Source organism: Paenibacillus sp. FSL R5-0713 (genome assembly GCF_037973325.1).
In the GTDB taxonomy this organism is placed as follows: Bacteria; Bacillota; Bacilli; order Paenibacillales; family Paenibacillaceae; genus Paenibacillus.
The window spans coordinates 4,546,356-4,559,396 of the sequence record NZ_CP150229.1 but is presented as its reverse complement, the minus strand read 5'-3'; the positions used below and the strand labels follow the sequence as shown (position 1 = coordinate 4,559,396).

At 46.0% G+C, this 13,041-nt stretch carries 10 protein-coding genes; 5 read left to right on the top strand and 5 right to left on the bottom strand.

Features of this window, described 5'->3' with window-relative positions; all coding sequences use genetic code 11:
- Positions 1-80 precede the first annotated feature (80 nt).
- Positions 81-605, bottom strand: coding sequence for a type 1 glutamine amidotransferase domain-containing protein (locus tag MKZ12_RS20285; RefSeq protein WP_339235737.1), 525 nt, complete (start codon positions 603-605; stop codon positions 81-83).
- 274 nt (positions 606-879) lie between these two features.
- Between MKZ12_RS20285 and MKZ12_RS20280 the strand changes: the two genes are divergently transcribed.
- The 4 genes from MKZ12_RS20280 (at position 880) to MKZ12_RS20265 (ending at position 3,685) form a co-directional block, all read left to right on the top strand.
- Positions 880-1,293, top strand: a complete 414-nt coding sequence (locus tag MKZ12_RS20280; RefSeq protein WP_339235734.1) for a hypothetical protein — start codon at positions 880-882, stop codon at positions 1,291-1,293.
- A gap of 122 nt (positions 1,294-1,415) precedes the next feature.
- Entirely contained in the window at positions 1,416-1,763 is a 348-nt protein-coding gene (gene ytxJ, locus MKZ12_RS20275) for a bacillithiol system redox-active protein YtxJ (RefSeq protein WP_339235732.1), read from the top strand.
- A gap of 92 nt (positions 1,764-1,855) precedes the next feature.
- Positions 1,856-2,869 (top strand): catabolite control protein A, encoded by a 1,014-nt coding sequence (gene ccpA, locus MKZ12_RS20270; protein WP_036614690.1) that lies wholly within the window; start codon positions 1,856-1,858, stop codon positions 2,867-2,869.
- Positions 2,870-2,989: 120 nt separating this feature from the next.
- Positions 2,990-3,685, top strand: a complete 696-nt coding sequence (locus MKZ12_RS20265) for a 5'-methylthioadenosine/adenosylhomocysteine nucleosidase (RefSeq protein WP_339235730.1) — start codon at positions 2,990-2,992, stop codon at positions 3,683-3,685.
- A gap of 109 nt (positions 3,686-3,794) precedes the next feature.
- On the opposite strand, the gene MKZ12_RS20260 is transcribed toward MKZ12_RS20265, so the two are convergent.
- Positions 3,795-4,427, bottom strand: coding sequence for a GNAT family N-acetyltransferase (locus tag MKZ12_RS20260; RefSeq protein WP_339256341.1), 633 nt, complete (start codon positions 4,425-4,427; stop codon positions 3,795-3,797).
- Between the two features lie 296 nt (positions 4,428-4,723).
- Between MKZ12_RS20260 and acsA the strand changes: the two genes are divergently transcribed.
- On the top strand, positions 4,724-6,448 hold the full coding sequence (gene acsA, locus MKZ12_RS20255) for an acetate--CoA ligase (protein ID WP_339235726.1): 1,725 nt from the start codon (positions 4,724-4,726) through the stop codon (positions 6,446-6,448).
- Between the two features lie 184 nt (positions 6,449-6,632).
- Here the strand turns inward: acsA and MKZ12_RS20250 are convergent, their stop codons facing one another.
- The 3 genes from MKZ12_RS20250 to rpsD all read right to left on the bottom strand — a co-directional run bounded on the left by MKZ12_RS20250 (position 6,633) and on the right by rpsD (position 12,852).
- Entirely contained in the window at positions 6,633-9,731 is a 3,099-nt protein-coding gene (locus tag MKZ12_RS20250) for a transglycosylase domain-containing protein (RefSeq protein WP_339256339.1), read from the bottom strand.
- Positions 9,732-9,960: 229 nt separating this feature from the next.
- Entirely contained in the window at positions 9,961-12,066 is a 2,106-nt protein-coding gene (locus tag MKZ12_RS20245) for a methyl-accepting chemotaxis protein (protein WP_339256337.1), read from the bottom strand.
- 186 nt (positions 12,067-12,252) lie between these two features.
- Positions 12,253-12,852, bottom strand: a complete 600-nt coding sequence (rpsD, locus tag MKZ12_RS20240) for a 30S ribosomal protein S4 (RefSeq protein ID WP_062835377.1) — start codon at positions 12,850-12,852, stop codon at positions 12,253-12,255.
- Positions 12,853-13,041: the final 189 nt, after the last annotated feature.

Below are 13,041 nucleotides of genomic sequence, written 5' to 3'. Positions count from 1 at the left end.
TACATTTGTGATAATTATTTGTTGGAAAGCTTGTTATATAAAATAACCCCACTGTGTATGAGAGCACAGTGGGGTTATTTTTACTTGTCAGCGAGGGCGTCACAGAATGCCTTGCCGTAAGGTGGAAGGTCCGGTGGACGACGTGCCGAGATGATATGTCCATCAACAACAACCGCTTCATCTTTCCAGATCGCACCTGCATTTTCCATGTCATCCCGAATGCCTGGTGTAGAGGTTACCGTAACTCCGTCCAGAATTTTGGCAGAGATTAGTACCCATCCTGCATGACAGATCTGTCCAATCGGTTTCCGGTCTGCATTCATTTCCTTCACGAGTTCCAGAACTTTGGGATAACGACGCAGCTTATCTGGCGCCCAGCCGCCTGGTACAAGAATGCCATCGTACTCTGAACTGTCCAGTTCATCGAAACTATATTCAGCTTCAGCAGGCACACCGTATTTGCCGATATAGGTTTTTCCTTTTTTCTCTCCAGCAAGATGCACTTCTGCACCTTCTTCACGAACACGATGCACAGGGTACCATAATTCCAAATCCTCGAATTCTTCATCGACCAGAGCGATGACTTTTTTACCGGTTAATCTCATGTTCATCTCTCCTTTTGCTGTAATTAGGTATGTCGCGTCTCTAATTGTAACAGATTCTACAAGGGACTTCATGGTTGTGCATATGCAGTGTGGAGGAAGCGATTACAAGTCAGTAATTACCTGCATTCGACAACCTTCATCTGGAGGGAGTGGTAATTTGTGCAACCTTTCTTTTGCAGCAGGATTTGAGCCGAAATAGGTCGAATGGTACTTATATAGAGTATAGAACGAATGAGGTGAGGGTGTGCGCAAGTCGTGCAGATGTGGACATGTAATGGAGTTGGAATTAAGAACCGTAGTATACGCCAAAAAAGTGGAGATTCGAAACGTACCCGTATTTGCGTGTACAGACTGTGTATCATACGAAGTGCTTCCTCCGGTCAAGCCGGACTTAACAGAATGCATTAGTACATTGGGTGAACAGCCCGTGAAGCAGGACGTATCTTTTGGTGAACGTAATGAATTGGCAGACCTGTTTCATGAGCAACTGCTGGCCTGGCCGGATGCGACCGATCGGGAGATGCAATATCGGATGCAGCAAGCGGTAGAGGAACGTATCAATCTGTTGCTGGACATCATGGGTTACGCAACGAAGTCTGGAGATACAGTTTGGATAGAGACCACGGAGCGCAGGTTAAGTCAATTATCCGGATTTGTGTGGCAGGAGTACTTCTCGAATGCTGTCTAATTTTGACGTGCAAAATGTTTGTTTTCATGAAAATTGGCTTTTTCGCGCGCTTTTTGTTAAGATATCGAAGAGTGAAAACGCTCAACATAGCGGTATTCCTGGTAAAGGGGGATGTATATCTAATGGCTGACATGACTAAAATGACAAGTATTGAACAGCTAAACTCCGCAGTAGAGGCTACCGAGGATCAACCCTTGCTTCTGTTTAAGCACAGTACGCGCTGTCCGATCAGCTCGAACGCTTATCAGGAGATGAACGACTATTTGCATAATAATGCCAATGAAAATGTGAAATACGGTATCATCTATGTTGTGGAAGATCGCCCGGTATCGAATGAAGCAGCAGAGAAACTGGGTGTTAAGCATGAATCTCCACAGGCGATCCTGATTAAAAAGGGAATTCCTGTATGGCATACTTCCCATTCAGATATTACTAGAGCTACACTTACGAATGTTTTGAGTGAGTCCTAAAGCCTATTTTAATTGATTAATGCAAAAATTTGTCGTAATATAAATCTTAATGAAAATGGTATGAAAATTTACTGGTAATGGAGAGAAGTACTGTGACGGTAACCATTTATGATGTGGCACGTGAAGCTGGAGTGTCTATGGCAACGGTATCACGGGTAGTTAATAATAACCCTAATGTCAAACCGCAAACGCGGAAAAAAGTATATGAAGCCATCGAACGATTGGGATATCGTCCGAATGCGGTAGCCAGAGGTCTGGCAAGCAAGAAGACAACCACGGTCGGGGTTGTTATTCCGGATATTTCGAACTCAACCTTCGCGGAGATTGCCCGCGGAATTGAAGATATTGCGAATATGTATCACTACAACATTATTTTGTGTAATGCAGATAAGAAAAAAGAAAAAGAAATTCGTGTTATTAACACGTTGCTCGAAAAACAAGTGGACGGATTGCTCTTCATGGGCGGAACAGTAACAGACGAACACATTCAGGCGTTCCAGTCTGCCGCTGTGCCAATCGTACTTTGTGCAACGAGTGATGAGAAGGGTACATTCCCATCCGTGGATATTGACCACGAAGCAGCTGCATTTGATGCGGTAAACACCCTGATTCGTCATGGACACAAGGAAATTGCGATGATCAGTGGTACACTGCAAGATCCAGCGAATGGTTATGCCCGTTTCCAAGGATACAAAAAAGCACTGGAAGCAGCCGGGATCGAATACCAGGAGGATCTTGTTCGAATCGGTAACTATCGGTATGAATCCGGTGTTGAAGCGATGAAATATTTCCTTGGACTCAAGAAAAAACCATCAGCTATCTTTGCTGCAACAGATGAAATGGCTATTGGTGCCATTCACAGCATTCAGGATGACGGCCTGAAAGTACCGGATGACTTCTCCATTATTAGTGTGGATAACATCCGTATGGCTTCCATGGTGCGTCCTCAGTTGACGACAGTGGCACAGCCAATGTACGATCTTGGCGCAGTTGCGATGCGTTTGCTGACCAAGCTGATGAAGAAGGAAAATGTGGAGAATCCACGGGTTATTTTGCCGCATGAAACGATTCTTCGTCTGTCTGTAAGTCATGCAGATGTAGTGTAATCGGGATTATATACAGGAAAGAGAGAAACCTCTCTCTCTACATAGTGGATATGCGAAAGCTCCGGAGACGGAGCTTTTGTGCTGAATGAGGTTGAAAGTGAAAACAGGAGGTATCAGAAGATGCGTGAAACGATTGGCATTATCGGAGCGATGGATGAGGAAGTAGCGCTTTTGCTTGCAGGTATGAAACAGCTTGAGACGGTCAAACAGACCGGGATTACATACGTTGCAGGCGAATGGCTGGGCAAGCAAATTGTCGTGTGCAAATCCGGCGTAGGTAAAGTAAATGCAGCGGTTACGACACAGATTTTGATTGATCGTTTTCAGGTGAATCGCATTATCTTCACAGGTGTTGCGGGGGCGGTTAACCCGGAGCTGAATATTGGAGATATGGTTATATCATCCGTATGTGTTCAGCACGACATGGATGTAACGCCATTGGGGTTCAAACGCGGGGTTATTCCTTACCAGGAGACATCTGCATTCCCTGCCGAGGCTTCGCTTATTACACTGGCTGAAGAGGCATGTAAAGCGCTGGGGGCCCATTATTTGATTGGTAAAGTATTATCAGGAGACCAGTTTATTGCCAATAAAGATACCGTTAACATGTTATATACCGAAATGGACGGTGCATGTGCCGAAATGGAAGGGGCAGCAGTCGCTCAGGTTTGTTACATGAATCGTGTACCATTTGTTGTCCTGCGTGGAATGTCAGATAAAGCGGATGGCTCGGCGCATGTCAACTTTGCTGAATTTACCGTGGAATCTTCCCAGCGTTCGCATCGTATTGTGGAGCATATGTTAGAAAATATGTAAAGGCGCATCAAGAAAAACCGCTTATCGATTAGCTGTTCCATGAAGGATGGATCAAGCTTCGAGAGGCGGTTTTTGTTATGTATATCGTTTTTTCGAACAGATCATCGAATTAATACATGAACCGATGGCGGAAGCGTACACGATCAAACTGTTCTTCCGATGTGATCGGCACCTGACTTCCGATACGTACCATCAAACAGTTTGCAGGATGTGAACATATTTCAGGGTCGTCTGTTGCATACCAAGTCATGTCGATCGTTTGCATCAGCTTCTCCATCATCTTGCGATAATCCCATACATTCAGTCCGCTGCCCTTCAGATCCCAATGCCAATAATATTCTGTGGTGAAAATAATATAGTTCTCCATGTATTTATCTTCCAGAGCCGTAAGCAACATCTCACGTCCAATGCCAAGCGAGCGATAGTCGTCCGCAACCTCGATTGCCCCAAGCTCTATCAGATCAGTCATATTGCCCTCGGACCAGCGTTCACAATCATCCGCATAGTGAAAGGTTACATAACCGATAATCGTTTCATTTTCATGTGCAATGATAATTCGCCCTTCAGGTAATGCTGCGATCTCGGCCAGAGCTTCCTGCTGCTCCGTTGGTCGCCGAAAGGCATCCAGATCCGGATGGAAGGCAAGACGGGTAATCTCCTCGGCCTGCACGGGGCCTTCAACAGTAATGTGGTGGCCGGACTTGAAGATGGAACGCATATGATGTTCTTTGATATGTTCCATGGTTCATGCTCCTCTCTCTCCCTACTTATAGAGGTTGTTCAAAGTGTCAGCTATAGCAAAAATCCAAAAAATTGAAAAGCCATAGACGACAATTGAAAAGATTTGCTATAATTGCGTAGACAAAAAATGTTCACAATTCAATACAGTATGGTTAACATCTGTTTGGCCGAGCAAGTACATGATGAGAAGTTCTCTCTACTAATGTAAGCGCTAACTGGAAGTTCAGTCAACACAAAGGCAATGAGAATTGAGCCCTAACGGGAATCGAAATGTCGAGTTGAAGGAGGCTGGCAAGCATGAGTCAAGCACATGGTGAGATGCTGCAAACGGTTGTGTCTGAATCTAATCTGGGCGATTACACGGAGGCGAGAAGCCGGTTCGATTGGGAATCGGTGGAACAGCATTTTACGTGGCACGCCAGCGGAAAAGTAAACATGGCGCATGAAGCGATTGATCGTCATGTACTGGAAGGAAGGGGCGGCAAAACCGCTTTATTGTATAGCGATGCTTCACGTGAAGAGGCCTATACTTTTGCTGATCTGAGTGAACAGTCGAGTCGGTTCGGGAACGTTCTCCGCAAATATGGCATAGCCAAAGGAGAGCGGGTATTTATTTTTATGCCTCGAAGTCCTGAACTGTATTTTAGTCTGCTGGGAATATTGAAAGCTGGAGCCATCGCAGGCCCGTTGTTCGAAGCATTTATGGAAACGGCAGTGAAGGATCGGCTGGAGGATAGCGGAGCAGTAGCGCTCGTCACAACTCCGGAATTACTGAAACGCATCAAACGTTCCGAGTTGCCTGAACTCAAACATATCTTTATTGTGGGTGGAGGCGAGCAGACGGAAGAAGGACTCATCGATTTTGATGCAGAGATGTCTGCCGCTTCGGATGAGATGGAAGTAGAGTGGTTGAATCGTGAGGATGGTTTGCTCATTCATTATACCTCAGGCTCTACGGGTAAACCCAAAGGGGTGTACCATGTTCAAAATGCCATGATTCAGCACTATTATACAGGTAAGGTTGTTCTGGATTTACGTGAGGATGATGTGTACTGGTGCACGGCAGACCCGGGTTGGGTCACAGGGACTTCTTACGGTATCTTTGCTCCATGGCTCAACGGAGTGACCAATGTAATACGTGGCGGTCGTTTCAGTCCTCAAGATTGGTACAACACCATCCAGAAGAATAAAGTCACGATCTGGTACAGTGCACCAACGGCCTTCCGTATGCTGATGGGAGCTGGAGAAGAGACCATCGCCCAGTTTGATCTGAGCAGTCTGCGTCATGTCATGTCTGTCGGTGAACCGCTCAATCCGGAGGTTGTTCGTTGGGGATGGAAAGCCTATGGTCAGCGAATTCATGATACATGGTGGATGACGGAAACAGGTGCACAGCTGATCTGTAACTATCCCGGAATGCCGATCAAGCCTGGCTCCATGGGACGTCCGTTGCCTGGCATCCAAGCAGCCATTATTGATGATCGCGGACAGGAATTGCCGCCGTACAGTATGGGTAATCTGGCCATAAGGGCACCTTGGCCATCCATGATGGCGAAGATCTGGAATAACCCTGCGAAATACGAGGAGTATTTCAGGCTTACAGGCTGGTATGTATCTGGTGACTCTGCTTATATGGATGAAGAAGGGTATTTCTGGTTCCAGGGACGGATTGATGATGTGATTAATTCGTCAGGCGAGCGCATTGGACCCTTTGAGGTGGAGAGTAAGCTCGTGGAGCATCCTGCGGTAGCAGAGGCGGGTGTAATCGGTAAGCCGGATGTGACACGTGGAGAGATCATCAAGGCCTTTGTGGCGCTTCGTGAAGGATATGAGGCGACACCGGAACTGAAAGAAGAGATTTATCGTTTTGTCAAAGAGGGTTTGTCTGCCCATGCGGCTCCACGTGAGATCGAGTTTAAGGATAAACTGCCTAAGACACGTTCTGGCAAAATCATGCGCCGTGTGCTGAAAGCCTGGGAGCTTGATCTGCCGGCAGGAGATCTATCCACCATTGAAGACTAACGTTAATACTCTACGAAGCCAAATCCGGTGACTCTATCAATGAGGAATCGGTTGTGGTTGTAAAAGCCTGCTTTATGCTAATGGCATAAAAGCAGGCTTTTTTAGCTGATGCAAGTACAAATAAAAAGCCGCACCCTCAGATACGGTCTGAGGATGCGGCTTATTTTGGATCACTATGCCTGAATCAGGGTTGAAAATGTACGGCCGCGGAAGGTTCGGACTCACCCGCACTGTTGCTTGCAGATACCTTGAACCATCCACTGGTCGATGCGGGTACGCCATAATCCATGGTATTTCCCGCTGTCGTTCCAATTTTGGTGTAAGGAGCCGAACCTGTTTCGCTGTAAAATACAGCATAACTATCTGCGTTTGGAGTTGACGCCCATTGAATGCGCAGTCCTTGAGAGAGAGCAGATACGCTGACTTGACCCGGTGTGCCTGGGGCTGTCGTTGTCGTATTATCGGTCTGCGTTTCTCCCGGAGTAACAACTGTACCTGGAACTTCAATCGGCTCATTAATCTCTTCTTCCACAGGAGGAGCTACACTTCCAGCACTATTTACGGTTGCGCTAGGAGAAGACTCTCTGCCAGCAACATCCACTGCGGTTACATAGAAGGCGAAGTTGCCGCCTTGAGCTGCATATGCAGAGAATGATCTGGATTCACCGGTCAGGACAACCTGACCTTGGTTCTGGAATCCTCCACCGTTTACAGAACGATACAGACGATAACCCACGACATCATTTTCAGGTGTGGCATTGAATGTAATGACAGCTCTGTCACCCGAGGTTGAGATTCGTACGTTACCTGGAGCATCAGGAGTTTTGCCATTATCTGTTCTTGGATCAATCTGTGTTGGCATGTCTGCATCAGCATCTTCAGGAAGGTAATAAGCAAGTGATTCATGTCGACTCATACGTGAGAATGCATTTTGCAATTCTTTGATGAGATCCGAGATTGGTTTTTTACGCTTGATTACTGTTTTTTCCTTCAACATGTCCGAAGGTGTTCCGTCACGCGGAATATAGTTTACACCATTGTAAGTGATGTATTTTGCTTTGGCGACACCATCATCGCTATCCTTCGGAACAAACTTGCTGTTGAAAATATCCGTAACAAATTTGTCCGTCATGGATGTTGGCAACTTGCCGCTGTAAGCTGATACCGTGCGCGTTTCGATGCCAGATGGTTTTTTGAACGAATCCGTGACGAACAGATCTTTTTGCGTATCGATCACTTCATTCAGGATTTTTGACCACAGTTGCTGCGCACGTTTTCGCTGTGATTTGCTTTCCAGCGTATTCACCGGCTGTTTGTATCCAACCCACACGCCAAGTGTGACATCTGGTGTATAGCCTTCAAACCAGACATCTGCATAGTTTTGAGTGGAACCCGTTTTACCTACAATCGGCACACTCTTCGAATATTTGTAATTCTCACGTACTTTATCTGCCGTTCCCTCTGTAATAACGGTCCGCAGCATATCGGTCATCAGGTATGCTGTCTGCTCCGAGAAGGCCTGGACAGGTTCAGTATCGTGTTTGTAGACGATGTTGCCTTTGGAATCTACAATTTTGCTAATCATGTAGGAATCATTATATACACCATTATTGGCGATGGCACCATAGGCACTGGTCAGTTCTTCAACGGTTACACCGTATTGGAGACCTCCGAGAACACCGGTCTGAGCCTGGTAGTCTTCCTTCTGAATCGTGGTGATTCCTAATTTCTTGGCGAAGGCCCACGCTTTGTCGATCCCGACTTCTTCATTGAACAATTTCAAAGCCGGTATATTAAGTGAGTAATTCAGTGCTCTGCGGGCCGTAACAAGTCCTTGGTAACGGTTGTTAGCGTTCTTTGCAATGTGGTACCCACTCGGTCCACTTTTCAAAATGATCGGTGAGTCATCAATAATTGAAGCTGGCTGAACAAGACCTTCATCTAACGCAGGAAGATAAGCGGCTATTGGTTTCATCGTTGAACCTGGCTGACGTATCATCTGCGTTGCGTAGTTCATCTGTTCATCCTGGAAATCGCGTCCCTCAATCATGCCAAGAATAGCACCCGTTTTGTGATTAATCAGCATGGCAGCAGTTTGTTCTTTTCCTTTGACAGGATCATCTGCTGAGAAGTTGCTGTCATCTTCTGCAATGGTACGCATCGTTTTGTAGATACTTTTGTTGATGGTCGTGTAGATTCGATATCCACCTGTCCGCAGTTGCGTCTGAGCTTCCTCTAATAATGCACTGCTTTCCTTCTGAGGTGTGTCGGCATCCGTTGCTTTGTCTGTAGATTCAGCTGTATCGGAATTCAATTGTTTCATCAAAATCTGTGCAGCTTGTCGTTCCGTTTCCATCATAAGATATGGATAAGTATTGTAAGCCTTGATGGTCTTCGGAGCAAGTGAGCTTTTGATATCAAAAGCAAGAGCTTCATCATACTGGGATTGATTGATTTTACCCAGTTCAAGCATGCGACGTAATACCAGATGCTGACGGTTGATTGCGCGGTCAAAATTTTCCTCTACAAAATCACCTTTACCGTTAAAAGCGGAGTAAGAGGAGGGGAGTTGTGGCAATCCAGCAAGATAAGCCGCCTGAGCAATGTTGATTTTTTCTAGATCGTTGATATTGAACAATCCTTTGGCGGCCGCTTTGATTCCGTAAACGTTGTATCCGCTGGAACCATTACCAAAAGGAACTTTGTTCAGATAGGCTGTCATGATCTCGTCTTTGGTCAGGAAACGTTCGAGTCGAAGTGAGAGCAAGATTTCTTTCACTTTTCGATCTTCCGTGCGATCCAGATTCAAAAACACACGACGTGCCAATTGCTGAGTCAGTGTACTACCGCCGGTTTGTACTGATTCTTTCAGCACTTTTTGTTTCACGGCACGTAGTGTTCCGCTCATGTCTACACCTTTATGTTCGTAAAAATGATTGTCTTCAATCGAAATGACTGCATCAATAACCTTTTGTGGGATCTGGTCCGTAGTGACCGGACGCCTGTCTTCTTCCGTACGTAATTGACCGATCGGACTGCCGTCGGCAAAGTAAGCAAAGCCTGTGATGGAGTTTTCGCTGACTTTTTGTTCAATCAGGGCCCTTGAACGGACAGGCTCGTCTTTCACAATGGAACTGACGTATCCCATCAAAGCACCGCCTACAAATAGTACCCCCATAAATCCAAGGACAACCATCCAACTGACGAAACTTCCCAGTCTGCGGGCGAAGCTACGCTTGCGTACAGGCTGTTCATCGGGCTTTTTCTTATTAACATCAACCATTCAGTGTCTTCCTCCTTTTAACAGCACTTATTATAGCATAAAAAGGCGGGTTTGCATGCCTGAGAAATACAAGTAATGGTCGAAATTTGCCATTCTGCCATGCATTATGCTATATATCATGCGATATTGAAGCACATTTCATGAGTTGTAAGCCCAAATAAGCAGGCCACCTCCGTGCTGAGGTGCACAGGGTGGCCTGAAAGATGTGTCGTATTGGAGGTCTTCTACATCAGGTTTTGAAGCGTTGAATCAGTTCTAATAGTTCTTGGGTAAGATTAGCCAGAGAAGCAGATGCCGCCGTAATCTCTTCCATGGATGCGAGTTGTTCTTCAGAGGCAGAAGCAACACGAGTTGCATGATCTGCTGTCTCATGACCAATGGTTTTAAGTTGTTCCAACGTGGCATCAACCTGCTGTGATCCAGCTGACATCTGCTGCGCAATGGCTGAGACGTGCTCGATCTGCTCATTAACATCTGAAATCTGTGATGAGATGGAGAGGAAGAGTTCACCACTCTCATTAATCACGTCCGCAATATGAATAACTTCGGAATTTCCATGTTCCATATTTTCAACGAGAGAAAGGACCTCTTGCTGAACGCTATGAATTAACTCTGCAATCTGCGCTGCTGATACTCTGGATTGTTCAGCCAGATTACGAATCTCGGAAGCAACAACACCGAACCCGCGTCCGTGCTCACCTGCTCGTGATGCTTCAATGGAAGCATTAAGTGCAAGAAGGTTGGTTTGACGGCTAACTTCCGTAATCATGCCTGTAATATGGCCAATTTCTTCAGAACGTTGTCGGAAATTCTCCAGTGCGGTCATCGAGGTCTGCACAGAAGAAGTGGCACTATCGACCATACGCATAGCAGACTGAATCTTATCCGTTCCGACGGTTGTTCGTTCGGCCACCGTTCGCGATGAATCGGATACATCGGAGGCGGCCTTTGCAATTCTTCCGATCCCTACAGATATTTCATTCATGGAACGGGAGGACTCTTGCAGCTCCTGCACCTGTTTACCTGCTTTTTCTGCAAGTTCGACTCCTGTTAATGCGATCAGTTCAGCAGCCTTGCCTGTTTCTTCAGCACCTGCGGTCAACTGTTGAGAGGTAGAGCCCACAGATAGAGCATGTTCGGATATAACCGATATGGTATGCCGCAGTGTATCCATCATCTGATTCATATGACCTGCCATGATGCCAAATTCATCTTTGGATCGGACAGGTAACTTTTGTGTCAAATCTCCGCCAGCCAGCTGCCCAGCCACGATATTAACTTGATTCAACTGTCTAACAATGGAGATGATGGTGTAGGTAACTACACCTGCAAGCAGAAGTACAGCCAGTGCGGCAATCAGTATGGACCAGTTCAAGCTGTCATAGAAGGGTTGAAGAATGTGGCTCTTTGGCAGCGCCGATACAAGATACCAGTTCGAATCGGTTCCTTGTAACCTGGCAGGTTCGGCAATAAACAGTTCTTCCCCTACTTCAGGATCAGTGGCATAAAACTGAGAATCGCCAGACTGTATACGCTGAATGACCGTCTTCATATCAGATGGAATGACGGCGCCTGCATTAGCCAGTTCCGGTTTGGAGCCGTGTGCGGCAATCTGTCCTTCGCTAGTAATCAGCATGGCATAACCCTGATCCGGATTGAGTGATGCTATATTTTGCTGAAAACGATCAATGGTAAAGTCGGCCCCAACTATGCCGAGAAAAGTGTTGTTTTCATCTAATAGAGGGAGGACAATTGAAACGAGTAGTGTTTCTTTTCCGCCAACTGTGTAGGTAACAGGCTCGGACCAATAGATGGATTTGGTTTTCTTGGGCAGCTGATAATACGTACTGGTTTCACTGTTTCCCTCATAGGTCGTGAGCGGTTCAAAATGCAGAGAGTTACCGTCCCGTATGGCGTATGGAACAAATCGACCCGTAGCATCATCATAATCATTTTTATTGACGTGACTCGCATCGTTTCCATCAAAGGCATTCGGTTCCCAGCCCGTATAAAAGCCGAAAACTTTCTCATCCTTTTTCAGATACTGTTCAAGAAGCCTAACAACTTCCTCGCGATTGAGTGAGTCGTTCTTAGCGGCATCCAATAACGTGATACTCATAGTGTCCAATGTGTTTTTGACCTGATTCATGTCTGTCATGAACTCGTTCGTAGCACGATTTGCTGCTTGTCCCGCAACAGTTTCGCCGTACTGCAGGCTTTTGTCGTAAATCGATTTGGTGTTAAATGCAATCAGGGCTCCAATACAGCAGAGCAATACGATCCCGAGTAAAAGTCCCAGCTTAACAGCGAGCTTGCGATTGCGAAAAAAATACATGTGTAATCCCCCTCGATGTAACTCTTGTGATGATCGTATGGATGTGTGCTTCTCCTAAAGGGAGTCTATATTTTATATCGTTAATTATGGGCTTATAATGAAGATAAATAGAAAAAAGCATAGAAAAACAGCTGCCGAGAAATCTCGACAGCTGTTTGGATTGAAACTTTAATGTGAGTGCAACGATTAACGGTTGTAGAACTCGACGATTTGTTTTTCATCGATGTCTTGGGACAATTCAGCACGCTCAGGCAAGCGGATGAATTTACCTTCTACAGCTGCTTCGTTGTATTCAACGTATGCTGGAAGATGCGAACGACCTTCCAAAGCTTCTTTAACGGAAGAAAGAGCGCGGCTCTTCTCACGCAAGCCGATTACATCGCCAGTGCTTACTTGGTAAGAAGCGATATCGACTTTTTTGCCGTTTACAGTTACGTGACCGTGTGCTACCAACTGACGCGCTCCAGCGCGGGAGTTAGCAAACCCAAGGCGGTAAACGAGGTTGTCAAGGCGGCACTCAAGCAAGAACATGAAGTTCTCACCGGCAATACCTTGCATTTTTTGAGCTTTAGAGAACAGTGTGCGGAATTGCTTCTCGCCCAAACCGTACATGTGGCGCAATTTTTGTTTTTCTTGCAATTGCATACCGTAGTTGCTCATTTTTCTGCGTTGGTTAGCTCCGTGCTGACCTGGAGGGAAAGGGCGTTTCAATTCTTTGCCTGTTCCGCTAAGGGAAATGCCGAGGCGACGGCTCAATTTAAATTTAGGACCAGTGTAACGTGCCATGTTTAAAGTAGCTCCTTTTTAGTTAAAGTTCATATTAGGGCTCTGTTTGCGCTCCAATTTGTTGATGCGGGCTTGGCCTCGCATAGAACGATCAGGAAAGTTCAGCCGCTGTCCTGAAAGCAACAAAAAGAATGAGGGTGACACAACCGGTAATGCCCAAATTTAAAGACCCATTAGTAGTCTTCATCA

What these genes read in the sequence shown, in the direction of transcription:
- MKZ12_RS20260 (WP_339256341.1), bottom strand. Translation starts at nt 4,427, where the DNA reads ATGGAACATATCAAAGAACATCATATGCGTTCCATCTTCAAGTCCGGC.
- MKZ12_RS20280 (WP_339235734.1), top strand. Translation starts at nt 880, where the DNA reads ATGGAGTTGGAATTAAGAACCGTAGTATACGCCAAAAAAGTGGAGATT.
- ytxJ (WP_339235732.1), top strand. Translation starts at nt 1,416, where the DNA reads ATGGCTGACATGACTAAAATGACAAGTATTGAACAGCTAAACTCCGCA.
- MKZ12_RS20265 (WP_339235730.1), top strand. Translation starts at nt 2,990, where the DNA reads ATGCGTGAAACGATTGGCATTATCGGAGCGATGGATGAGGAAGTAGCG.
- MKZ12_RS20285 (WP_339235737.1), bottom strand. Translation starts at nt 605, where the DNA reads ATGAGATTAACCGGTAAAAAAGTCATCGCTCTGGTCGATGAAGAATTC.
- MKZ12_RS20250 (WP_339256339.1), bottom strand. Translation starts at nt 9,731, where the DNA reads ATGGTTGATGTTAATAAGAAAAAGCCCGATGAACAGCCTGTACGCAAG.
- MKZ12_RS20245 (WP_339256337.1), bottom strand. Translation starts at nt 12,066, where the DNA reads ATGTATTTTTTTCGCAATCGCAAGCTCGCTGTTAAGCTGGGACTTTTA.
- acsA (WP_339235726.1), top strand. Translation starts at nt 4,724, where the DNA reads ATGAGTCAAGCACATGGTGAGATGCTGCAAACGGTTGTGTCTGAATCT.
- rpsD (WP_062835377.1), bottom strand. Translation starts at nt 12,852, where the DNA reads ATGGCACGTTACACTGGTCCTAAATTTAAATTGAGCCGTCGCCTCGGC.